The organism is Veillonella parvula (genome assembly GCF_040094895.1).
Lineage (GTDB): Bacteria > Bacillota > Negativicutes > Veillonellales > Veillonellaceae > Veillonella > Veillonella parvula_L.
In genome coordinates this window covers 724761-749278 of record NZ_JBBNGV010000001.1, presented here as the reverse complement: position 1 = coordinate 749278, position 24518 = coordinate 724761, and the positions used below count along the sequence as shown (strand labels likewise).

Below are 24518 nucleotides of genomic sequence, written 5' to 3'. Positions count from 1 at the left end.
GCCAATATGTTGCAGGTCATTAAGCGTGATGGCACGAAGGTACCATTCGACAAAAACAAGATTGCTTTGGCTATTGAAAAAGCTGAACATAGTAGTACTGGGTTGTACGAAGAGGGCTTGGCACAGCGTATTGCAAATGAAATTGAGGAATATGCTACTAAGCTTCAAAAAGACATGACAATTTATGCTATTGAAGATCAAGTGTATTATAAGTTGATTGAGTATCATAATCCTGCAACGGCACGTGCCTATGAAGGTTACAAAGCTGTTCAAGCTTTTAAACGTCGTCAAAATACAACTGATGATGATGTAATTGGTTTATTAGATCGTAGTAATATCAGTGTTCTTGATGAAAACTCTAATAAGGATGCTGCTATTGTATCTACCCAACGGGATTTAATTGCTGGTGAAGTATCTAAGGATATTGCTCGTCGTAAATTGATTCCTACCGATATTTTAGAAGCTCATGATAGTGGAGCCATCCACTTCCATGATATGGATTATATTATTCAACCTATGTTTAACTGTTGCTTGATTAATTTGGAAGACATGCTTACAAATGGTACAGTAATCAATGGTAAGAAAATTGATACACCTAAGTCTTTCCAAGTTGCTTGTACTGTAACAACACAAATCATTGCACAAGTAGCATCTGGTCAATATGGTGGCCAAAGTATTAATGGTATTGACCGTATTTTGGCACCATTTGTACGTAAATCTTATGAAAAAATCCTCGATAATGTTATTGAAGAGCAAGTTGAGATTTACGGCATGGAGCCTAATATGGAAAAGGCTCGTGAAATTGCGTGGAAACGTACGCGTAAAGAGGTTAAAGATGGCATTCAAACTATTCAATACCAAATTAATACATTGATGACTACAAATGGTCAATCTCCATTTGTGACATTATTTATGTATTTCCAACCAGACTATGAATACGCGAAGGAAGCGGCTCTTATTACAGAAGAAATTTTGCGCCAACGTATTAAAGGTGTAAAAAACGAAGCCGATGTATATATTACACCAGCCTTTCCTAAGTTGATTTATGTTCTTGATGAGCATAATGTAACACCAGATAGTCCATACTATTACTTAACTGAATTGGCAGCACAATGTACGGCTAAGCGCATGTACCCTGACTATATTTCTGCAAAAAAAATGAAGGAAAACTACTCAGGTAATGTCTTTAGTCCTATGGGCTGTCGATCCTTCTTATCTCCTTGGAAGGATGAAAATGGTGAATACAAGTTTGATGGACGTTTTAACATTGGTGTAGTAAGTTTAAACTTACCTCAAATTGGCATTCTAGCCCGCGGTAGTGAAGAACGATATTTTGAAATTTTAGATAAACGACTTGAGTTGGCAGAAAAAGCACTAATGCTTCGTTATGAATTACTTAAGGATGTAGTGAGTGATGTGTCACCAATCCATTGGCAACACGGTGCTATTGCAAGACTTAAAAAAGGCGAGAAAATTGCCAAATTCTTGACTGGCGGTTATGCGACTATTTCCTTGGGATATATTGGTATTTATGAAGCAACTCGCTTAATTACCGGTGAATCGAATACAGGCGAGAAAGGTCGCGTTTTTGCGATGAAGATTATGGATCGCTTAAATGCAGCTGTTGATGAATGGCGAGTTAAACATAACATGGGCTTTGCATTATATGGTACACCTGCTGAAAGTTTAACCCATCGATTCTCTTCTTTGGATCGCGCTCGTTTTGGTATTATTGAGGACATTACGGATAAGGGTTATTATACTAATAGTTATCATGTAAGCGTACGAGAAGAGATTAATGTATTTGACAAGTTCTCCTTTGAATCTGAGTTCCAAAAGAAATCTACAGGTGGCTGTATTTCCTATGCAGAAATTCCTAATATGACTAATAATATTCCAGCTGTTTTGACGATGATTCAATATATTTATGATCATATTTCTTATGCTGAATTTAATACCAAGTCTGACTATTGTCACGAATGTGGCTTTGATGGAGAAATTAAGGTAAATGAACATAACGAGTGGGAATGCCCTCGTTGCCACAATACAAATCGCGATAAATTAACTGTTATCCGTCGTACTTGTGGATACCTTGGTGAAAACTTCTGGAATGAAGGGCGCACAAAGGAAATTAAAGATCGTGTAATGCATATTTAAGATTATTAGAGGTATAGTTTTAATAATTATTCTATATATTAAGATAAACTGTTATATAGATTAATATAATTATCATAGACATCTAATGATGTGGATATTTTAATAGATACGATTTTAATTCTAAATACGATAGTTCTGTAAATGCTAAAAGCTGTGCCTAAGGCACAGCTTTTACTGTATATATGAGAAATTGAAATATATCTATATAGTGTTAATCAAAGTTGATAGGCACTACTATGGAGGTTATGATGAGATATGGGCAAATAAGACAATATGATATTGCCAATGGAGAAGGGATTCGTACATCTATATTTGTAACAGGGTGTACACATTGTTGTTATAATTGTTTTAACGAAGAATACCAAGATTTTAATGCCGGTAAGGTGTGGACGCAAGCTGAGACAGATTTAGTAGTTTCCTATGTGAAGAATCCTACATGTTCAGGGTTAACATTATTAGGTGGGGAGCCATTTCAAAATGTACAAGGCTTATTACCGGTGGTGAGAGCTGTTCGTGCAGCGGCGCCAGAAAAGAAGATTTGGGCCTATTCAGGCTATGAAATAGATGATATCTTAGAAGATGAGTTACGAAGTGCCTTATTACAAGAAATTGACATTCTCGTAGATGGCCGCTTTGTAGATGAACTTAGGGACCCTGCATTGCGCTTCAGAGGTTCCTCAAATCAACGCATTATAGATGTTAAAAAGACATTAGCGGCTGGGGAAATTGTATTAGCAATGGAGTAAGTATGGCTTTTGATAAACGATTGATAGGTCTCATTATTATAGTTGGCTTTATAGCGGGGTTAGTAGGAGCTTCCTATACGCATTTATTACATGGAATTCAACATTTCGTATATAATTATTCTTCTTCTGATCATTTAAGCTTTGGTGTAGCTGTGGCCCGAGTATCACCAGTAGAACGATTGATACCCTTAATCATCTGTGGCGTGATAGGTGGCGTAGGTTGGGTTTTAATTCACCGATATGGTAAAGGCGTTGTAGATATAAAAACGGCAGTTTCTGGTAAAATGGATATGAATCCAATTACTACTGTTTTACATGCAACACTACAAATAATTACGGTAGGTATTGGTTCTCCATTAGGTCGAGAAGTTGCACCACGTGAGGCTAGCGCTGGTATTACCACCTTTCTAGTTAAACATTTTGATATAAAACAAGAAGATCGTCAATTATTAATTGCATGTGCTGCAGGCGCTGGCCTAGCTGCAGTTTATAATTCACCATTATCGGCGGCAATCTTTACGTTAGAAACCTTGCTCCTTACTTGGAATATAGGCGCAATGAGTGCTGCACTTATATGCTGTGGATTAGCAACTTTTGTAACTCGACAAGCTGGCGTAGGAGATGTCATTCAATATACAATGGCACAACCCAGTTTAGGGAGTCATTATGTAGAGTTTTCTATCGTTTTAGGCGCTATTATTGCAATTGGTGTTGTTTTATTTAATATTACACAAAGTAAGCTACCTTCTATTCATCGTAGCAGTCCTGTTATGATCCCAATATCTATCGTTGCGTTTACAATTATTGGTGCGCTAGCTATGTATTTCCCTGAAATTCTAGGGAATGGTAAGGCTGGGAACGAATTAACCTTTACTAATGATATTACATGGACTTATGCATTAGGATTATTTGGTTCTAAGTGGGTAGCGGTATTACTCGCATTAGCAGCTGGAGCTTATGGTGGGCGTATTACTCCATCTATGATGTTGGGAAGTACGTTAGCCATAGTATTTGGTACTTTTTGGTCTATTGCTGTAGCTCCTATATCATTAGGTATGGCTGCCTTTATCGGTGCTGTAGCATTTTTAGGACTAGCACAGAAAATGCCTATGACATCTTGCGTATTTATGCTTGAGTTGACTAGATTTTCCGTAGAGATGTTCTTCCCTATAGCTTTAACAATGGGGACTGCTCTTATGGTAGAGCAAATCATTCAATCAAAATTAAATAGCACTAAGTAACAATAAATAACAGTTAATAAAAGTAAATATAATATATAGAAAAGAAGCGGATAGTTGAGTTAATCAACTATCCGCTTTTAATGTATATGTAATTATACAATTTTTGCGTTCTTATCGTATTCCTCGCCACCCGCATCAAGAAGCATGCCGTATTCTACAGTCCATAAGTGTTTATATTTTAGCGCTTGATTGTGAATACGTTCAATTTGCGTTTCATCTGTACGAGCTATGCGAGCTGGGATTCCAACAACTAAAGAATTAGGTGGGATTACAGTGTTCTCCTTTATGACTGCACCAGCAGCAATAATAGAACCAGAGCCAATATGACAACCGCTCAATACAATAGCACCCATTCCGACTAATACATTATCTTCGATAGTACTAGCGTGTACTATCGCACCATGGCCAATTGTTACATAATCTCCAAGAATGCAAGCCTTGTTGTCATCAACGTGTAATACAGAGTTATCCTGTACATTAGAATAGCGACCTACTACGATTTTATTTACATCACCGCGAAGTGCACAGTTTTGCCAAATGGAAGCATATTCTTTTAGTTCAACATCACCTGCAAGTTCTGCACCAGGCATAACACAACTTTTAGGATCTAATTTTGGGTATTTTCCGTGAAATGGTAACATGGGGAACTCCTAATTTATTAATTATACGATTTCAATAAGACGTTGTGCTTTACGAATAGACATGATAGCTTCATTCATTACTGTTTGCACTATAGTGTGAGCAGGTTCAATAGTAGTAAGTCGGTTTAAACCCTGTCCAACTTGTACCGCACCATTTACAACATCACCATCGATAGCAGCACGTTTGTTAGTGCCTTGGGACATTTTGGTACGTTCTTCAGGGGTAGTAACACCATCTGTTTCGGCAGCTAAGTAACGCATAGTGAATTCGTTTTTCAAGCTACGTACTCCACCGTGACCGGAGAGGAGACCCGTTACAACAGAGTCTGTATCTGTGGCTTTGATAATTGCTTCTTTCATATTTATGTGGGCTTGGCATTCTTCAGCTAACAAAAAACGGGAACCCATTTGTACACCTTCAGCACCCATCAACAATGCTGCTGCAATACCACGACCATCTACGATAGCGCCTGCTACAACAACAGGAATGGAAATCTCAGGTAAAATATTTTCCATCAAGGACATGGTTGTTTGGCTACCAATATGTCCACCAGCTTCCATACCCTCAATAATAATTGCATCAGCACCAGCTTCTTCAATACGTTTAGCAAGTTTTAGAGATGGGACAACAGGGATAACTTTAATGCCTGCATCTTGCAATGGTTTAATATATGGTACAGGATTGCCTGCTCCAAGTGTTACAAATGCAGGCTTTTCTTCAATGATAATATCTACTAATTCGTCTTTATTGGGAGCCATTAACATGAGATTGACTCCGAAAGGCTTATCCGTTAAGTCTTTACAGGCACGAATTTCATTGCGCGTCCATTCTGCATCACGACCACCAAGAGCAATTACACCTGTAGCACCTGCATTAGCTACAGCAGCAACTAGTTTGTGTTCAGATACCCAAGCCATAGCACCTTGGATGATAGGGTATTCGATTTGTAAAAGTTGTGTTAACGCTGTTCTCATAAAGCCTCCTATGATAACAATTAAATTTACTGAAACTTTATTAAACTTTTATACGAGAATTTTATATAAGAATAATTTTATTTTCTTATATAAGAAATAGAGCATTAATAAAGTCAAGAATATATCAGTATATACTTATATACTAAAGAGGTTAAGCATATTATTGTTTGGAGAGTATATGTAATCATATAATCTCTTCTCTATATAATAGTATAATATAGTAATTATGTACACCTTAGATAAGGTTATTATAGTTATTTATTTAAACAATATGCTTTCAAAATTAATTTCCAATTATTGGATTAAAATAAAATATTCAGCAGTAGTCTAAAGATAAAAAAACTAAATGATAATATATTTCAAATGAGTTGAGTAGTAGAAAACCGCATAGTATCTATGATTATTAAATATTATAAAAAATGAGAAAATAAGAAAATGAGCATTGAAAAGTTTCGATGTCTTTGATATACTACATTACAGATAGAGTATCTAAATTAATTAAAGATAAACATTAAACAATAATTTTCAAGTGAAGGAGGAAATACACATGGAAAAATATGTATGCGTAGTATGTGGTTGGGTTTATGACGAAGCTGTTGAAGGCGTAAAATTCGAAGATCAACCAGCTGATTATGTTTGCCCAATTTGCGGTGTTGGTAAAGACCAATTCGAAAAAATGTAATTGACTTACCAAAAGGCTATCTTGAGTCCACTTGAGATAGTCTTTTTTATTTGACAAAGCACCATGTCATGTTTATAATATTATGAGTCGAGGTAAGATTATGAAACTGCAAGTAGAGCAAGCAAAAGAACATATAGGAAAGAAATTTCCTTATAGCTATACGATATCAGCCTCTGAGCTTGGTGACGTAACTGCTTTTCCTTGGAGCCGTCATGATATAACCATTAGTGGTGAGTTTTGGTTTGATGGTCAAAATTACATCGTTCAAGGTTCGATTCAGTCTAAAGGCAATTATGATTGTTCCCGTTGTTTAAATACAACAGAACATTATCGAAAAGATTTCTTTGAGGAAATCTTTAGTGATTGTCGAGATGCTGCGGATGATGTGAATTCTTTTGATGGAGAAGAAATTGACTTAACTGAACTAATTAGGGATACATTAATCATCAATGAGCCCTCTCAAGTGTTATGTCAGGATGATTGCAAAGGATTGTGCGTTCATTGCGGAGCAAATTTGAATGTTTCACCTTGTTCTTGTGAATCCTTTGTGGTGGATTCTCGATTTGCAGAGTTACGTGCTTTGCTTGATGAGAAAGATGATAGATTATCCTAATGATTGTACTAAGGAGGTGCAGATAATGGCAGTACCTAAACGTAGATTGTCTAAATGTCGTCGCGATCGTCGTCGTGCTAATTGGAAATTAGAAGCTCCTGGTTATGTAGCATGTCCACAATGCCACGAACCTAAGATGCCTCATCGTGTTTGCCCTACATGTGGTCACTATAAAGGTGAACAAGTAGTAGCTAATGCTTAATATGTGAGCGGAGAGAGACGCCTACTTTGTAGGCGTCTTTTTTATATAGTTTTATATGTTTTATTATCAATAGCGAGTGTCATTATTTTATAGTAAGATTATTCTATAAGATAGTGACACATTTTTATTTTTTATAAACAAAAATACTAAAATATAAAAAAACAACTATATTTTGTATATGCTATGAAAATTTCTTACTATATGTATGAAAAGTCTTGCCAATAAGGGAATTATTGTATATACTTAGGATGTAATATTAATACTAGGTCATAAAAGGTGGTCCCATGAGTCGGTTAAAGAAGCAAGAGCGCCAGAAGCAGTTACAAGAAAAACTGAATATTACGCCATTTCTTACTGATGAAGAATTGGCAACACACTTTGGTGTAAGTGTGCCAACAATTCGTCTCGATCGACTAGAATTGGGTATTCCTGAATTGCGTGAACGCATTCGTGTTATGGCTACAGGTCAATCACATGAAATGGTAGAACATGTATCATATGAAGTGGTTGGTGAATTGATTGATGTCACCGAGGGGCACCAAGCATTATCTATGTTACGTACTACGGCTGATATGGAAGATCAATTCGGATATGTAGAACCGCAGTATTTATATGCGCAAGCAAATTCCCTTGCAAAAGCGGTTATGGGGACGACTGTTTGCTCTGCGGAAGTTGGAAATATAAAATATAAGAACCCAGTAGGATCTGGTACTAATTTGGTAGCGAAAGCAGAAATTATTCGTCGCCGAGGTAATAAGTTCTTTATTTGGGTTATAATAAGAGATAAAATAAAAGAAGTGTTTCGCGCAAAATTTATTATGGAATCCGTAGAGAATAGGGTGTAAATTATGAAAATTGCAATAGACGCCATGGGTGGCGACTTTGCTCCAATGGAGACTGTACTTGGATCCATTGAAGCCGTACGAGCAAATCAACACATTGAAGTGGTGCTCGTCGGCGATGAGCAGCAAATTTTTGATATATTAGAAGCTAATAATGAAGCTAAGAATCCACGTATTTCTGTACATCATGCTAGCCAGGTAATCGGTATGGATGAACATCCAGGTCAAGCATTGCGCAAGAAAAAAGATGCATCTGTTGTGGTCGCTACTTCGTTGGTTCGGGATAATCGTTGTGATGCTGTAATTGCTCCAGGTAGTACGGGAGCTGCTGTTGCAGCGGCTTTATTTGGGCTCGGTCGCATTAAAGGTATTGATCGCCCTGTCATTGCAACTCCAATGCCAACGGTAAGTGGTATAACAGTTATGTTAGACTCTGGTGCAAATTCTAATTGTAAACCTAAACATCTTGTACAAGGAGCTTTAATGGGCTCTGAATACGCTAAGCTTTTATTAGGAAAAGAAAATCCTACTGTGGGATTGTTAAATATTGGTGAAGAGGCCACAAAGGGGAACGATGTCGTATTGGCGACGTATCCGATTTTGGAGGGTATGAAGACTATCAATTTTAAAGGAAATATTGAAGGTCGCGATATTCCTAAAGGTGCCGTTGATGTTGTCGTATGTGATGGCTTCGTAGGCAATGTGGTACTTAAATTTGCGGAAGGGTTAGTAACAGGTCTTACGCAATTAGTAAAGGATAGCATCATGGCAGGAAGTATTTTCGCCAAGATAGGAGCTATGCTTGTAAAGCCAGCTTTGAAAAAGATGGCAAAACGTTTGGATCACACAGAAAATGGTGGTGCTCCGCTCTTAGGAGTTAATGGGGTATTCATGATTGCTCATGGTAGTTCTAAAGCAAAAGAAATAAAAACTGCTATTGAAATTGCTAGTGATTTAGTAGAGCGTAAAATTATTCAACACATAAGAGAAACGATGGATATTGAAGGAGCCTTAAAGTATGACTATGATGAATAAACCTGTAGGAATCATTGGTACTGGGAGCTTCCTTCCTGACAATGTAGTAACAAACTTTGATCTTGAAAAAATGGTTGATACCAATGATCAATGGATTAGAGAGCGTACGGGTATAGAAGAACGACGCATTGCACCGGAAGGTATGAATACATCCTATATGGCGACCGAGGCAGCAAAAAAAGCTATGCAAATGGCTAATGTCTCTGCAGAGGATATCGACATGATTATCTTTGCTACCTTAACACCAGATATGATTATTCCTTCGGCAGCTTGTGTATTGCAAGCAAACTTAGGAGCTAAAAACGCTGCAGCCTATGATTTACAAGCGGCATGCTCTGGGTTTGTATATGGATTGATTACTGCTGCTAGTTATATTAGCTCTGGTATTTATAAAAAAGTACTCGTTGTGGGGGCGGAAATTCTTTCTCGTCGAGTAAACTGGAATGATCGTGGTACATGTATTCTCTTTGGTGATGGTGCTGGGGCTGCAGTAGTATCTGAAGTACCTGAAGGCTATGGCATTAAAGGTATTGACATGGGCGCCGATGGCACTGGAGGATCAGCGCTTTGCATTCCTGCGGGTGGCACTGCTGTAGTAGCAAATGATCAACGCGTAGAAGAGGGCTTAACATTTATTCATATGGATGGCCCTGAAGTATATAAATTTGCCGTTAAAACGATGGGACGTACGGTTTTAAAATCCTTAGAACGTGCTGATATGGAGTTAAATGAATTAGATTACTTCATTCCTCATCAAGCGAATATTCGTATTATTGATTCGGCAGCCAAACGTTTACATCTGCCGATGGAAAAAGTTTTTGTTAATTTACATAAGTATGGTAATACATCTGCCGCGTCTGTAGCGATTGCACTTGATGAAGCTAATCGCGAGGGACGTTTCAAACGCGGTGATAATGTTGCGTTTGCAGGATTTGGTGCAGGCCTAACATGGGCAAGCCTGGTCTTGAAATGGTATTAAGGAGGACACATCAAGATGATTAAGACTGATATTTGTGATTTATTGCAGATTGAGTATCCAATCTTTCAAGGTGGCATGGCTTGGCTCGGTACTGCAGAATTAGCGGCAGCCGTTTCTGAAGCTGGTGGACTTGGGATTATTGGTGCTGGTCATATGCCTCCTGATATTTTCCGTAATGAAATCCATAAATTAAAAGAGCGCACTAGTAAGCCTTTTGGCTGTAATATCATGCTCATGTCTCCATTTGTAAAAGAGGTTATGGAAGTAGTCGTGGAAGAACGTGTTCCTGTTATCACTACAGGTGCAGGTAATCCTGGTGTTTATGTTCCCGCTTTGAAAGAAATTGGTACAAAAGTTATTCCTGTAGTTGCATCAGTATTACTAGCAAAGCGCTTATTACGTGGTGGTATTGATGCAATTATTGCTGAAGGTACAGAGTCTGGTGGTCACGTAGGTGATATTACAACTATGGCATTAATTCCTCAAGTAGTTGATGCTGTAGATGTACCAGTTATTGCTGCCGGAGGTATTGCAGATGGTCGTGGTATGGCTGCGGCATTTGCATTAGGTGCTAAAGCGGTACAAATGGGAACACGATTCGTATTATCCGAAGAATGTATTGCCCATGAAAATTATAAAAATGCTGTATTGAAAGCAAAAGATCGTGCTACAGTTATGACTGGTTTAACAACAGGTCATCCTGTACGTATTATAGATAATGCGTTAGCTCATAAATATAAATCCCTTGAATTCAGTGGTGGATCTAAAGAGGAATTGGAAGCATTAGGTGCTGGTACACTTCGTTTAGCTGCTATTGAGGGTAATGTAAAAGAAGGTTCTGTAATGATCGGTCAAATTTCTGGTATGTTAACAGATGTTAAACCATGTGAAACTATCATTAAAGATATTATGACTGAAGCTGAAACTGTGATTAAGAATCTTCAAGGTCTTAGTAAATAAGGAGGCCCCTAATGAAAACGGCATTTGTTTTTCCTGGTCAAGGTTCTCAAAAAGTAGGCATGTTACAAGATTTGTATAATGCGTACCCTATTGTGAAACAACGTTTTGAAGAAGCTGACGAGGCACTTGGTTATTCTATCAGTAAATTATGCTTCGAAGGTCCTGATACAGAGCTCGTTAAAACAGCAAATACACAACCAGCTATTTTGACTGCATCCGTAGCTTGTTATGAAATTCTAAAAGAACAAGGCTTTACGCCTGACATCGTAGGCGGGCATAGTCTTGGTGAGTATAGTGCTCTAGTAGCAGCCGGTGTATTGAACTTTAAAGACGCAGTATATGTAGTTCATAAACGCGGTGAATATATGCAAGAAGCTGTGCCATTGGGTAAAGGCGCTATGGCAGCAATTTTGGCATTACCTCGTGAGCAAGTTGTAGAAATTTGTGAAGAAGTAAATGCTTCTGTAGGTTCTGTACAAGCAGTTAACTTCAATTGCCCTGGACAAATCGTTATTGCCGGTGAAACTGCAGCGGTGGAAACAGCAGCTGAAAAAATGAAAGAAGCAGGAGCAAAACGCGCAGTAATGCTTCCGGTAAGTGCTCCATTCCACAGCCGTTTGATGGAACCCGCAGCTCTTCGGTTAAAGGAAGAGTTGGATAAGATCCAAGTGTGTGATGCACAAATTCCTGTAGTTGCAAATGTTACTGGCAAGATTTTGACTAATGCAAATGACATTAAAGAGTCCTTAGTTACTCAAGCCGCTAACCCTGTCTTGTGGGAAGATTGTGTAGCTGAAATGGTAAACTTTGGTGTTACTCGCTTTGTTGAAGTGGGGCCTGGGAAAGTACTCACAGGTTTTACTAAAAAGATCAACAAAGATATGGAATTAGCTAATGTTGAAGACATTGCATCCTTAGAGAAAACGCTTGAATTTTTGAAGGGGGTTCGATAAAATGCATTTAGAGGGTAAAGTAGCCATTGTAACTGGCGCATCCCGTGGCATTGGTCGCGCTGTAGCTATCAATCTAGCACAATTTGGTGCTGATATTGTAGTAAACTATAGCGGTAGCGAAGGTGCAGCACAAGAAACTGTTGAAGCTGTACAAGCGTTAGGCCGAAAAGCCATTAAATTTAAAGCTAATGTAGCAAATGCTGATGAAGTTGCTTCCATGGTGGAAGAAGCTCATAAAGAATTTGGTCACATTGACATTCTCGTAAATAATGCGGGTATTACGCGTGACGGTTTGTTGATGAGAATGAAAGACGAAGATTTTGATGCTGTAATTGATATCAACCTTAAAGGTGTATACTTAGTAACTAAAGCAGTATCTAAAATCATGATGAAACAACGTTCTGGTCATATTATCAACATGACATCTGTTGTAGGTGTTATGGGTAATGCTGGTCAAACTAACTACGCTGCTTCTAAAGCGGGCGTAATTGGTTTTACTAAGTCCTGTGCTAAAGAATTGGCTAGCCGTGGTATTACAGTTAATGCTATTGCTCCAGGCTTTATCAACACAGATATGACCGATGTATTACCAGAAAAAGTTAAAGAAGCTATGGTTACTGAAATTCCATTGGGCCGTATGGCTGATGCTGAAGAAGTAGCAACAGTAGTAACATTCCTTGCTAGCGATTTTGCTAATTATATTACGGGTCAAGTTATCAATGTTGATGGTGGCATGGTAATGTAGTTGTAAAATTAGACTATATATAAATACACTTTGAAAGGAGGTGAACCACTAATGAACACTTTCGATAAAGTTAAAGCAATCGTTGTGGAACAATTAGGCGTTGATGAAGCTGAAGTTACCATTGATTCTACATTCATCGACGACTTAGGCGCTGACTCCTTAGATATCGTTGAATTGATCATGGCATTTGAAGAAGAATTCAATGTTGAAATCCCTGACGACGTTGCAGAAAAAATTAAAACCGTTAAGGATACAGTAGAATATATTGATTCTGCTAAATAAGCTGTAAAGCTAACAATTCAACCGAACGGGAGGCCGAGTGGCCTCCCAACCGGTTTTATTTACAGGAGGATTTGATAGTGAAGCTCCCTGAACTTCGCATTGGGAATCTAGTGGCCAAAGTACCTATTATTCAAGGTGGTATGGCGATTAGATTGTCTACAGCTCGCTTGGCAGCAGCCGTTGCAAATGAAGGTGGTATCGGCCTTATTGCGGCATCGGGCTTGCCTTTCGATGAATTACGATACGAAATACAATTAGCTAGAAAATTATCACCTACGGGTATTATTGGTATAAATGCGATGGTAGCAGCAACTCAATTTGCTGGTTTAGTAAAGACTGCCATCGAAGAAGGCATTGATCTTGTAGTAGCAGGTGCTGGTTTTTCAAGAGATATGTTCTCAATGGGCAAAGAGTCTGGTACTCCTATTGTACCAATTGTTTCGTCCGCAAAATTAGCTCGCATTTCTGAAGGTTTAGGTGCTGCAGCTGTAATCGTAGAAGGCTGTGAAGCTGGTGGACACCTGGGGACGGATCGTTCCGCTCGAGAAATCGTTCCCGAAGTTGTAGCAGCGGTAAAAAACATTCCAGTAATTGCTGCTGGTGGTGTTCTAGATGGCCGTGATATCGTTGAAATGTTAAAAATCGGTGCTAGTGGTGTTCAAATGGGTAGCCGTTTTGCTGCTTCTGATGAATGTAATGCATCTGATGAATTGAAAAAAATGTATGTACGAGCTACAAACCCTGAGGATATAGTATTGATTCAAAGTCCTGTTGGTTTGCCTGGTCAAGCAATAAAAAACAAATTTGCTGAATCTGTTTTAGATGGTACTGTAGCGCCTCCAACGGTGTGTGATAACTGTTTAAAACATTGTTCCCATAAATTCTGCATTATCCGTGCTCTTTCTCGCGCACAACAAGGTGATGTGGAAACGGGGTTGGTGTTCTCTGGCAATAATATGAGAAAAGTCGATAGGATTATGCCAGTTAAAGATATCTTTGCTCAATTAAAACAGCAAGTAGCAGAGATTGATTAATTTAAAGGGCTGTATAGCTATAAGAGGTGGAATAATTGGAAAAACGTGTAGTAATTACTGGCTTAGGGGCAGTGACTCCTGTAGGTATCGGTAAAGAGAACTTCTACAATGCGTTATTGGCAGGTCAATCTGGTATTGGGCCGATTACACGCTTTGACGCATCTGACTATGCAACACGCATTGCGGGTGAAGTAAAAGATTTTGATATTACAAACTATGGGGTAGACAAGAAAGAAGCTCGTCGTATGGACCGTTCTGTAGAATTTGCTATCGGCGCAGCTGTTCTTGCTTGTGAAGATGCTGATCTTGATTTAGATAAAGCGGATTTAGATCGCTGTGGTACTGTAGTTGGTACAGGTATAGGCGGCATTGACTCTATCCATGAGGTGTATGAAACATTATTCGAAAAAGGTCCTGGCCGCGTAAGTCCATTTGCAGTACCTATGATGATTGCAAATATGACATCTGCACGCGTATCTATTCGCCTTGGTCTTAAAGGTCCAGTTATTACAGACGTAACTGCTTGTACTTCTGGTACAAATGCGATTGGCGATGCATTCCGTATCATCCAACGTGGTGATGCTGATGTGATGTTTGCTGGTGGTACTGAAGCTGCGGTATCTCCGGCTGCTGTAGCTGGTTTTGCGGCTATGAAAGCTATGTCTACACGCAATGACGAGCCAACAAAAGCGTCCCGTCCATTTGACCGTGACCGTGATGGTTTCGTAATGGGTGAAGGTTCTGGTATCGTAGTTCTTGAAGAATTAGAACACGCAAAAGCACGCGGTGCACATATCTATGCTGAAGTTGTGGGTTATGGTAGTAATGGTGATGCTTACCACATCACTGCACCAGCTCCAGGTGGTGTTCAAGCTCGTAAATGTATGGAATTAGCAATTAAAGATGCAGGTATCGACCCTAAAGACGTTAACTACATCAATGCTCATGGTACATCTACTGGCCTTAATGACCAAAATGAAACATTGGCTATTAAAGAATTGTTCGGCGATCATGCTAAAAATATCGCTGTTAACTCTACTAAATCCATGACAGGTCACTTATTGGGTGCTGCTGGTGCTATTGAAACTATCGTAATGGCAATGGCGATTGAAACTGGTAAAGTTCACCCTACAATTAACTGTGACAATCCTGATGAAGGTTTGGATCTGGACTATGTTCGTGAAGGTGCACGTGAACTCCAAGTAAAATGTGCACTTTCTAACTCTTTCGGTTTTGGTGGTCATAACGGTACACTTTGCATTCGCCGTTATGAAGCTTAATGGTTACTATCGAAACGCATAAGAGTAAGATAACACAAGCTCGTGAAGAATCTCTTCATGAGCTTGTTGCTCGTTTAGACATACCTGTGTCAGATATATCCATTATAGATTGTGCTTTTACACATACTTCTTATGCGAATGAACATAAATCAAAGCATATTCATCACAATCAGCGATTAGAGTTTTTAGGCGATGCTGTTTTGGATCTTATTATTGGGGAATACCTATTTAAGACATATCCAGATATGGCTGAAGGTAATTTAACGAAAATTAAGGCCGCTACAGTGTGTGAAGATTCTTTAGCATCTGTGAGCCGTTCTTTGAAACTAGGACAATATTTATTGCTCGGTCATGGAGAACACGCTTCCGGTGGTAATGATCGAAACTCTATATTAGCGGATACCTTTGAGTCTCTCATCGGTGCTATTTATATTTCTACAGATTATCAAACGGCTATGGTCTTCGTTTTAAAACATTTAACTACTTATATCATGCAAGCCTTAGAAGGTAAGCGGGGCAAAGATTATAAGACATTATTACAAGAATATGTGCAAAGAGATGGGGATAAACATATTGTTTATCATTTGCTCAGTGAAAGTGGTCCCGACCATGCTAAAACCTTCCATATGGAGGTTGAAATCAATGGTGTTACTTACGAGGCCGGCTCTGGTAAAAGTAAAAAAATTGCAGAACAACATGCGGCTCAATTGACTTTAGAAAAGTTGATGGCTGATAAATAGAAAAGCGCCGAATGGCGCTTTTTTTTGTATAATAGTATGTGAGTAATAATCTATATAATAGTAGATGAGTAATAATTTTTACATAAGAAGAGGAGGTGTCTATGAAACCATTTGGTATGATTCCCTTTTTTATACCTCACGTAGGTTGTTCCTATGTGTGTACATTTTGTAATCAATCTCGTATTACGGGCCAATCTGGTATTAGTCACCTAACTTCAGATTATATACAACAAACAATTAAAGACTATGTAGGCACAAAACGGTGCGAGAAGTTTTGGGAGGTTGCCTTTTATGGGGGATCATTTACGGCTATTCCTAAAGATTTACAACATAAATTATTAATGCCTGCCTATGAAATGCTTCAACAGGGAATCATTGATGGCATACGTTGCTCTACAAGACCTGATGCTGTAGGTGATGAAGCGATTACATTATTACAGTCTTATGGAGTAAAAACTGTAGAACTTGGTGTGCAGTCTATGAATGATGGTATTTTAGTCGATGCTAAGAGGGGGCACACGGCACAAGAGGTAGTAGAGGCTGTTGCACGATTAAAACAGCGTGATATGACCGTTGGAGTTCAACTTTTACCAGGATTAAAAGGAGAGACCTGGCAAACCATAATAGAAACGGCCATTACGGTAGCTGCATTGCAACCTGATTTTATACGTATCTACCCTGTACTAGTTATTGAGAATACAGAACTAGCCGACCAGTATAGAGCTGGAGAATATGAACCACTAAGTACTGAGCTAGCTATACAGTATTGTGCATTTTTAAAAGATTGGTTTGAACAGCATGGAATTGAAGTCATTCGTACGGGTTTACAAAGTACAGAAGAATTAGATTCCGGTAATAGCTTAGTGGCCGGTCCATATGAGCCAGCTATGGGGGAGCTTGTTGTGAATGAACAGTATAAGCAGCGAATTGAACGTTGTATTGATGAACATGTATCTCAGTATAAGTACTTAATAAGTAATGATTCTTTTAGTTTAATTGAAGATGCTCCTTATGGAAGCTTAAAATTAAGTAGGATTAATGCTGATAATAGTGGATGTATAGATAACACTAATAATGATAGAACAAATTATATTAGGAATAATGGTATTGCAGTACAACATAATATTGTTATTTCTTATCCGAGAAGCTTAACATCTAAGGTGCGAGGGCTTAAAAATAGAAATGTGTTATATTTCGCTGAATTATACCCACAATATAGTATAAGCTGGTGTGAAGAAAGTACGAGAAATACTGTTCGGTGCTGTATTGATGGCCTACAATATGTGTTATAATAAAAGATATGATTATTTAGGGTTGTTGGTAGAAAGGAGGCAGTCATGCAATTACTTCGGTTGGAATTAAAGGGCTTTAAATCGTTTGCGGATAAAACGATTGTAAAATTCTCACCAGGAATGACTGCCGTTATTGGTCCTAACGGAAGCGGTAAAAGTAATATTACGGATGCCATGAAATGGGTTTTAGGGGAATCCAATGTTCGCAATTTACGCGGTCAAAAAGCAGAGGATATCATTTTCTCTGGTACGGAAAAGCGCAAACCTATGAGCGCTGCTGAGGTTACTCTTGTATTTGACAATAGTGACCAACAATTAGATTTGGATATGGCTGAGGTGGCTATAACACGCCGTATCTATCGTACTGGTGAAAGTGAGTTTCTCATCAATAAGCGATCTTGTCGTTTAAAGGACATACATCTTTTACTAGCAGATACCGGTCTTGGTAGAGATTCCATGGCTATTATTGGACAGAACCGAATTGATGCTATTTTAAATTCTAAACCTGAAGAACGTCGTCTTATCTTTGAAGATGTAGCTGGGATTTCTCGCTTTAAAATTAATAAAGAAGATGCTTTACGTCGTATTGCTAGTACAGACCGTAATATGGAGCGCGTACGGGACGTAATGGCTACCATTGAAGAGCAACTAGGACCTTTGTCTGAAAAAGCGGAAAAGACTAAAAAATATATGACTTTAAGCCGCGCAAAGCGCGATTATGATGGGGCATTAGGCTTTCACAATTATAAGACTTCTGATCGTCTTTTGACGCGTTTTGAAAATGATAATATTGCCTTTAAAGATGAAGAGATTGAGCTTCAAACTGAATTGTCTAAATTAGAGGCTCGTCGTCACGAATTGCAATCGTCTTCGTCAAAAGAGCAGGAACAGCTTAAGTTGTGGGAGGCTCAGTATACTGAAAAGCAACGTGATGAAGAACGCTTAGCTGGTCATTTACGTCTTTTAGAAGAGCAACTAAAAACAGCGCGCCGTGAATTAGATGAAACTTCTATGCGCATTAGCGAGCTAGAGGCTACGCAAAAAGGCGAGGAGCAACAATTGCGCATCTTAAATCAATTGATTCAAGATGAAAGTGCTCAATTAGTAGAGAAAGAGTCTAATTTAGGAGAATTAGAAGCAAGTTACAAAAAAGCTGTTGAAGATGTAAGGGCAGAACAAGCTAAGTTCCAATCCTTGCAATCTAATCGAGAGGCTTTTGAGAAACGTCAATTAGAAGTTGTGAGTGCTATTGAAACGGCTAAGGCTAGTATTCGGAGCTTAGAAGCTCGCAAGGTGGAAAGTAAAAATCAATGTGCTATTCTAGAATCTGAAATAGCACAGGTAGATAGTGAACTACAAGTCGCTCGTTCTGAATTTGAAGCGCTAGGTCAAAAGTTTAATGCCTTATCTGCTCAACGACAAGCCCTCGTTGATGATGCTAAGGATACGGCTATGAAAGCGCGTGAAGAGCGTAAGGAATTACAAAAGCTGCGCACTCAAGAACAACGTGCAAAAGGTCGATTAGAACTATTAGCACAGTGGGAGGATCAGCACGAAGGTTACTTAGAAGGCACAAAGAACATCCTCAATGGTAAAGGTTCTTGGCGCGAACAGATCACGGGCGCTGTTGGCGATCTCTTTACGGTAGAGGAGAAATATACTACGGCTATCGAAACGGCCTTAGGCAGTAGTGTTAACCACGTTGTAACTACTACAGCTCGCGCTGCTGCGGAGGGTGTCAATTATTTGAAATCTATCCAAGGTGGTCGCGTAACCTTCTTGCCGATGGATTCTGTTAAAGGTAAACCATATGATACACCGGCTTTACATGAAAGCTGTGTATTAGGCACTGCTGTTGATTGTATTTCCTTTGATAATAAATACGCCCATATTTTCCAATACTTATTGGGGCGCACCTTGGTAGTGTCTTCCATGGATGATGCCATTGGATTACAGAAAAAATACAATCAGCAATTGCGCATCGTAACTCTTACAGGTGAACAATTTCAACCTGGTGGTTCTCTAACCGGTGGTGCCACAAAACGTAAGCGTGCTTCTGTATTGAGCCGCAAGGAAGAGGCTGCTAGTCTTGAACAAGAACTGGTACAAATTGAAGAACAAATTCGCTCCTTAATAGCTAACTTAGAACGCCTTGAAAAACGGGTTGAAGAGACTGAAAAGGATCAAGCGACTCTTGATGAAAGCTATCAACATACGAACTTACTCTATGTGGCTAGTGAAACAAAGGTACAAAATATACAAAATCAGCTGGATCGTAAGAAACGTGTTCTCCATGAAGAAGAGCAACGTTTAGTACAAATTGATATTGATTTGGCTACTACAACAGCTAACTTGAAAGATCAAGAAATAGCATTAGCTTTCTTGCAAGAGGATCATGGTATGGATGGTAATCAAGGGGCGTTGATGGGTCGATTAACCGTGTTGCAAAAGGTGCAACAAGAGGCGTATGAAGCTTTTACAGAAGCTCGCCTTACTTGTGATACCTTGCGACATACCATTCAGGAACGGGAATCACAACGTGAACAGCGTAATCAGTCTATTTCTAGTATTATTGAGCGTTTAACACCACTTCGTAATTTGTTAGTTAGTACTACACAACGCTATGAAGAGGATATCCCTCTGGCTCAGGAAGTTGCAGAACAAGAGTTGACCTCTGCTACGGCTGAGGTTGAACGATTACGTGCTCTTCGTGATGAAGCCTATAATAAAACATCTACAGGTCGCGAAGAAATGGAATCTATTCTAAGTGAGCAAGACCGATTGAATCAACGCTATAAAGTGGTGCAAGGTCGCCTTGTTGATATGGAAGGTAAAATTACACGTCATCGCATGGACTGTGAGCGCTTTGTAGAAGAATTACAAGAGCTAGGCTTTACTTTGGAAGATGCTCAAGCCCTTCGCATTGAAGGCTCTGTTAACGATTGGAAGGATGAGCAAGCTCGTTTGATGGCCGAAATTGCCGAATTGGATCCAGTCAATCCAAATGCCGTTGAGGAATACGAAGAGACTAAAGAACGCTATGATTTCTTAAGCACACAATTAGCTGATTTAGATACGGCAAAGGCGCAATTACAGGCGGTTATTGCCGAAATGGATAAGGCGATGAGTACACAGCTATACGATGTATTGGATGTGGTAGGCCGTAGATTCCAAGAAGTATTCAGCCAATTGTTTGGTGGCGGTACTGCGCAAATTGTACTTACTGATCCAGATAATATTTTGACGGGTGGTATCGACTTCTACATACAACCACCAGGGAAAAAGCGTCAACAATTGACACTCTTATCGGGTGGCGAGCGTGCTCTTACGGTTATCGCTTTATTGTTCTCATTCCTCGATTATCGTCCGGCTCCGTTCTGTGTGCTTGACGAAGTTGACGCGGCGCTTGACGAAGCCAATGTTGAACGATTTAGCTCTTACTTAAATCGAATAAATAAAGAAACACAATTTATCGTTGTATCTCACCGTAAAAAGACGATGGAAGCTGCCGAAGTACTACAAGGGGTAACCATGGTGGAACGCGGTGTATCGCGATTATTAACAGTAGCATTTGAAGATGTGAAGGAGGATCTAGCATAATGGCATTTGGATTCTTTGATAGAATTAAAGACGGTTTAGAGAAAACTCGTAAGTCTTTTGTAAAAAATGTAGAAAGCATCGTTATTGGTTATGCGCAAATCGATGATGATTTTTTAGATGATTTAGAAGCAGTTATGCTTACTAGTGATCTAGGTCCTAAGACGACAGAATACTTGATGAAAGAAATTCGTCGTGGTGTAACAGAAGGTATCATCAATCATACAGGCGATGTAATGCCGTTTATGGAAGACCGCATCACGGAAATGCTCATCGATCAAGAAGATGAAATTACTTTGCACCATCCTGAGGTCATCCTTGTAGTTGGTGTAAATGGTGTTGGTAAAACAACGACAATCGCTAAATTGGCTAACTATTATACTAAAGAAGGTAAAAAGGTTATCATTGCTGCAGGTGATACATTCCGTGCCGCTGCAGCTGACCAATTATCCATTTGGGCTGATCGCGTTGGTGTACCGATTGTTAAACATAAAGAAGGTGCAGATCCTGCTGCCGTTGTATATGATGCAATGGAAGCTGCGAAAGCTCGTAATGCAGACCTTGTTATCGTAGATACGGCTGGTCGTCTACATACTAAGGTTAACCTTATGGAAGAGCTTAAAAAGATGGGGCGCGTAGCGAATAACCACGTAGAAGGTGCGCCGCATCAAACATTGCTCGTTTTAGATGGTACCACGGGTCAAAATGCAGTAAGCCAAGCTAAATTATTTGGTCAAGCTGTACCAGTAAATGGTATTGTAGTAACTAAGCTAGATGGTACGGCAAAAGGCGGCGTAGTTATCTCTATTAAAGAGGAACTAGGCGTACCCGTACGCTGGATTGGCGTTGGCGAAGGTATGGATGACTTGCGTCCATTTAATGCAAAAGAGTTTGCTAATGCACTATTTAATAAAGGAATGATTCAAGGTGACAAATAAATATAACCGGGAATTCTTACTTGAATATGTAGAATCTGAAAATAAAAAAAATGAATGTAATGTTAGCCTAGAAAATATGAATAAAATTGTTAGTTTAATCGAGTATTTTGGCATTGAACTATATCGCCCCATTACACGATTGCTACTTTCAAACTGGGAAGAAATTACAGAACGTATTAATAACTATACTGAATCAGATTGGATGATGGCTGATGAAATCCAGAAGACCACACCTACACTAGATCGCTTTTCTATTGCTATGCTCATCGAAGTCTTAGAAGGTGAGGATACGTTGAATCAAGCGGAAAATGTAGGTCGTCGTTTGACGGATGAAGAGATGAAGGCCATCCGTAAACATCAGGATGAACAGTAATGAAGCATAGTACATATAATTACGAGGGGGGCCAACCATTTAAAGTGGAGGCGCCCTTTGCGCCTACAGGTGACCAACCTACCGCGATTCAATCTTTAACAGAAGGTATTGAACGCGGTGAATGGGCCCAAGTTCTACTCGGTGCCACTGGTACTGGTAAGACCTTTACAATGGCCAAGGTTATTGAGGCCGTTCAAAAGCCGACCTTAATCATTGCTCACAATAAAACCTTGGCTGCTCAATTATGTAGTGAGTTTAAAAGCTTCTTCCCTAATAATGCGGTAGAATACTTTGTATCTTACTACGATTTTTATCAACCGGAGGCCTATATTCCTTCTAGTGATACCTATATCGAGAAGGATGCGTCTATTAATGATGAAATTGATAAACTGCGACATAGTGCTACGATGAGCCTCTTTGAGCGCCGCGATGTCATTATCGTTGCCTCTGTTAGCTGTATTTATGGCTTAGGTGACCCTGAGGACTATTCTGATCTCGTATTGTCTTTGCGCTTAGGTCAAACGAAGTCGCGCGATGAAATCTTATCTAAACTCGTAGATATTCAATATACGAGAAATGATATGAACTTTATTCGCGGCACTTTCCGTGTACAAGGGGATACGATTGATATTTTCCCTGCCGCTTATAGTGAAAGAGCCATTCGTGTGGAGCTCTTTGGTGATGAAATCGACCGCCTCGTAGAGGTAGATTCCTTGACGGGTGAAGTTATTGCGGAACGAAAGCACGTTGCTGTCTATCCGGCATCTCACTATGTGACGACGAAAGAGAAGATGAATATTGCCGTAGAGCGTATTGAAGCCGAACTAGATGAGCAGTTAGCGAAGTTAAAAGCTGCTGACCGTCTATTGGAGGCTCAGCGCTTAGAACAGCGTACGCGTTATGATATAGAAATGATGCAAGAGATGGGCTATTGCTCGGGTATCGAAAATTATTCACGTCATATGTCTGAACGCAAGGCTGGGGAAGCACCGTTTACATTGATTGATTATTTTCCAGATGATTTCCTCATCATGGTGGACGAGTCTCATGTGACGATGCCTCAAATTCGAGCTATGTACAATGGTGACCGTGCCCGTAAAGAATCTCTTATAGAATACGGGTTCCGTCTTCCATCTGCACTCGATAATAGACCGCTTCAATTCGATGAATTTGTAGAGCGTATCAATCAAATTGTTTACGTATCGGCAACGCCTGGCCCATACGAAATGGAAGTAGAAACGAATATTGCAGAGCAAATCATTCGTCCTACGGGCTTATTAGATCCATCAATCGAAATTCGTCCTATTAAGGGGCAAATGGATGACTTGCTTGGAGAAATTCACAAGCGAGCTGCCAAGAATGAGCGTGTTCTCGTTACGACTTTAACGAAGAAAATGGCTGAGGATTTAACAGAATTCTTGAAGGAAATGGGCGTAAGAGTTCGTTACCTTCATTCCGATATTGTTACTATTGAGCGAGCTGAAATCATTCGAGATTTGCGGGCTGGTGTATTTGATGTACTGGTAGGTATTAACTTGCTTCGTGAAGGTCTCGATATGCCAGAGGTTTCTTTGGTTGCTATCTTAGATGCGGATAAAGAAGGTTTCTTGCGTTCTGATACGGCTATGATTCAAACTATAGGTCGTGCGGCTCGTAATGTGAATGGTCATGTTATCATGTACGCAGATCGTGTAACAGGTTCTATGCAACGGGCTATCGATGAAACCGACCGTCGTCGTGCCGTGCAAGAGGCTTATAATATTGAACATAATATTACGCCTAAATCTGTATCTAAAGATGTAAAAGAGCTAATCGAATTAACGAAAATCGAAGAAGATATGGTAACCGATGGAAAGGGACTTTCACCGAAAAAAGGAAAACAAAAAAAATCCTCAGAGAGCATGGACCATGGACACGAATCATATGTTCAAGATATATCAGCACCTAAAGTGGCAGATATAACACCGGAAGAATTATACAATAAGATTGAAGAGCTAGATCGTCAAATGAAGGCCGCCGCCAAGCAGCTTGAATTTGAAACCGCTGCTAAGTTACGGGATCAATTGGGCGTATTACGTCAACAATGGTCCGATATGCATAGTGCAGGAGATAGCAAGTTGAAGAAGCCTATTTCTGCCAAATCTAGAAAGCGGATAGGTCCAAAAGGTAAATCTTAGAAACAATTTTAAAAGATTGTAAGAAAACACATAG

23 protein-coding genes are annotated in these 24518 nt (G+C 39.4%); 21 read left to right on the top strand and 2 right to left on the bottom strand.

Annotated elements, in window-relative coordinates; genetic code table 11:
- The first annotated feature begins 6 nt into the window (after positions 1-6).
- The 3 genes from nrdD (at position 7) to AAAT26_RS03480 (ending at position 4144) form a co-directional block, all read left to right on the top strand.
- Positions 7-2157 carry an anaerobic ribonucleoside-triphosphate reductase gene (gene nrdD, locus AAAT26_RS03490; RefSeq protein ID WP_287525346.1) on the top strand — a complete coding sequence of 717 codons (2151 nt, stop codon included), beginning with the start codon at positions 7-9 and terminating at the stop codon, positions 2155-2157.
- Between the two features lie 248 nt (positions 2158-2405).
- Entirely contained in the window at positions 2406-2903 is a 498-nt protein-coding gene (gene nrdG / locus AAAT26_RS03485) for an anaerobic ribonucleoside-triphosphate reductase activating protein (RefSeq protein WP_316138641.1), read from the top strand.
- Positions 2904-2905: 2 nt separating this feature from the next.
- Positions 2906-4144 carry a chloride channel protein gene (locus AAAT26_RS03480; RefSeq protein ID WP_349208861.1) on the top strand — a complete coding sequence of 413 codons (1239 nt, stop codon included), beginning with the start codon at positions 2906-2908 and terminating at the stop codon, positions 4142-4144.
- A 92-nt stretch (positions 4145-4236) separates the two neighbouring features.
- Here the strand turns inward: AAAT26_RS03480 and AAAT26_RS03475 are convergent, their stop codons facing one another.
- Together AAAT26_RS03475 and AAAT26_RS03470 are read right to left on the bottom strand one after the other, a co-directional pair.
- Positions 4237-4785, bottom strand: coding sequence for a gamma carbonic anhydrase family protein (locus AAAT26_RS03475; RefSeq protein ID WP_349208860.1), 549 nt, complete (start codon positions 4783-4785; stop codon positions 4237-4239).
- Between the two features lie 21 nt (positions 4786-4806).
- Positions 4807-5760, bottom strand: coding sequence for a nitronate monooxygenase (locus tag AAAT26_RS03470; RefSeq protein WP_349208859.1), 954 nt, complete (start codon positions 5758-5760; stop codon positions 4807-4809).
- 547 nt (positions 5761-6307) lie between these two features.
- On the opposite strand from AAAT26_RS03470, the gene AAAT26_RS03465 reads away from it, so the two are divergent.
- The 18 genes from AAAT26_RS03465 (at position 6308) to uvrB (ending at position 24484) form a co-directional block, all read left to right on the top strand.
- Positions 6308-6442 (top strand): rubredoxin, encoded by a 135-nt coding sequence (locus tag AAAT26_RS03465; protein WP_004693422.1) that lies wholly within the window; start codon positions 6308-6310, stop codon positions 6440-6442.
- Between the two features lie 100 nt (positions 6443-6542).
- The gene (locus AAAT26_RS03460; RefSeq protein ID WP_349208899.1) at positions 6543-7055 is read left to right on the top strand and encodes a YceD family protein; all 513 of its coding nucleotides are present in this window, start codon (positions 6543-6545) and stop codon (positions 7053-7055) included.
- Between the two features lie 25 nt (positions 7056-7080).
- Entirely contained in the window at positions 7081-7257 is a 177-nt protein-coding gene (gene rpmF / locus AAAT26_RS03455; protein ID WP_004693428.1) for a 50S ribosomal protein L32, read from the top strand.
- Positions 7258-7541: 284 nt separating this feature from the next.
- Positions 7542-8102: a transcription factor FapR gene (gene fapR, locus AAAT26_RS03450; protein ID WP_008713703.1), complete on the top strand. Its 561-nt coding sequence runs from the start codon at positions 7542-7544 to the stop codon at positions 8100-8102.
- A 3-nt stretch (positions 8103-8105) separates the two neighbouring features.
- Complete coding sequence (gene plsX, locus AAAT26_RS03445) at positions 8106-9134, top strand: phosphate acyltransferase PlsX (RefSeq protein ID WP_120054647.1); 1029 nt, start codon at positions 8106-8108, stop codon at positions 9132-9134.
- Positions 9118-10113 (top strand): beta-ketoacyl-ACP synthase III, encoded by a 996-nt coding sequence (locus AAAT26_RS03440; protein WP_008713708.1) that lies wholly within the window; start codon positions 9118-9120, stop codon positions 10111-10113. Before plsX ends, AAAT26_RS03440 begins: the two co-directional genes overlap by 17 nt.
- Positions 10114-10128: 15 nt before the next feature.
- Entirely contained in the window at positions 10129-11073 is a 945-nt protein-coding gene (gene fabK / locus AAAT26_RS03435) for an enoyl-[acyl-carrier-protein] reductase FabK (RefSeq protein ID WP_008600662.1), read from the top strand.
- A gap of 11 nt (positions 11074-11084) precedes the next feature.
- A complete protein-coding gene (fabD, locus tag AAAT26_RS03430; RefSeq protein WP_120054648.1) occupies positions 11085-12026 on the top strand; it encodes an ACP S-malonyltransferase in 942 nt (313 codons plus the stop codon).
- Position 12027: 1 nt separating this feature from the next.
- Positions 12028-12771 (top strand): 3-oxoacyl-[acyl-carrier-protein] reductase, encoded by a 744-nt coding sequence (gene fabG, locus AAAT26_RS03425; protein WP_349208858.1) that lies wholly within the window; start codon positions 12028-12030, stop codon positions 12769-12771.
- Positions 12772-12822: 51 nt separating this feature from the next.
- Positions 12823-13053: an acyl carrier protein gene (locus AAAT26_RS03420; protein WP_004693441.1), complete on the top strand. Its 231-nt coding sequence runs from the start codon at positions 12823-12825 to the stop codon at positions 13051-13053.
- Between the two features lie 77 nt (positions 13054-13130).
- Positions 13131-14087 (top strand): NAD(P)H-dependent flavin oxidoreductase, encoded by a 957-nt coding sequence (locus tag AAAT26_RS03415; protein ID WP_278457414.1) that lies wholly within the window; start codon positions 13131-13133, stop codon positions 14085-14087.
- Positions 14088-14122: 35 nt separating this feature from the next.
- Positions 14123-15367, top strand: coding sequence for a beta-ketoacyl-ACP synthase II (fabF, locus tag AAAT26_RS03410; RefSeq protein ID WP_004697295.1), 1245 nt, complete (start codon positions 14123-14125; stop codon positions 15365-15367).
- Entirely contained in the window at positions 15367-16107 is a 741-nt protein-coding gene (gene rnc / locus AAAT26_RS03405) for a ribonuclease III (protein ID WP_227036833.1), read from the top strand. The genes fabF and rnc overlap by 1 nt, the downstream gene beginning before the upstream one ends.
- 101 nt (positions 16108-16208) lie before the next feature.
- Complete coding sequence (locus AAAT26_RS03400; protein WP_349208857.1) at positions 16209-17399, top strand: elongator complex protein 3; 1191 nt, start codon at positions 16209-16211, stop codon at positions 17397-17399.
- A 45-nt stretch (positions 17400-17444) separates the two neighbouring features.
- Positions 17445-20999 (top strand): chromosome segregation protein SMC, encoded by a 3555-nt coding sequence (gene smc, locus AAAT26_RS03395; protein ID WP_349208856.1) that lies wholly within the window; start codon positions 17445-17447, stop codon positions 20997-20999.
- Positions 20999-21934, top strand: coding sequence for a signal recognition particle-docking protein FtsY (gene ftsY / locus AAAT26_RS03390; protein ID WP_004693455.1), 936 nt, complete (start codon positions 20999-21001; stop codon positions 21932-21934). The genes smc and ftsY overlap by 1 nt, the downstream gene beginning before the upstream one ends.
- Positions 21924-22307, top strand: a complete 384-nt coding sequence (locus AAAT26_RS03385) for a hypothetical protein (protein ID WP_008600675.1) — start codon at positions 21924-21926, stop codon at positions 22305-22307. The genes ftsY and AAAT26_RS03385 overlap by 11 nt, the downstream gene beginning before the upstream one ends.
- On the top strand, positions 22307-24484 hold the full coding sequence (gene uvrB, locus AAAT26_RS03380) for an excinuclease ABC subunit UvrB (protein ID WP_349208855.1): 2178 nt from the start codon (positions 22307-22309) through the stop codon (positions 24482-24484). Before AAAT26_RS03385 ends, uvrB begins: the two co-directional genes overlap by 1 nt.
- The last annotated feature ends 34 nt before the right edge of the window (positions 24485-24518 follow it).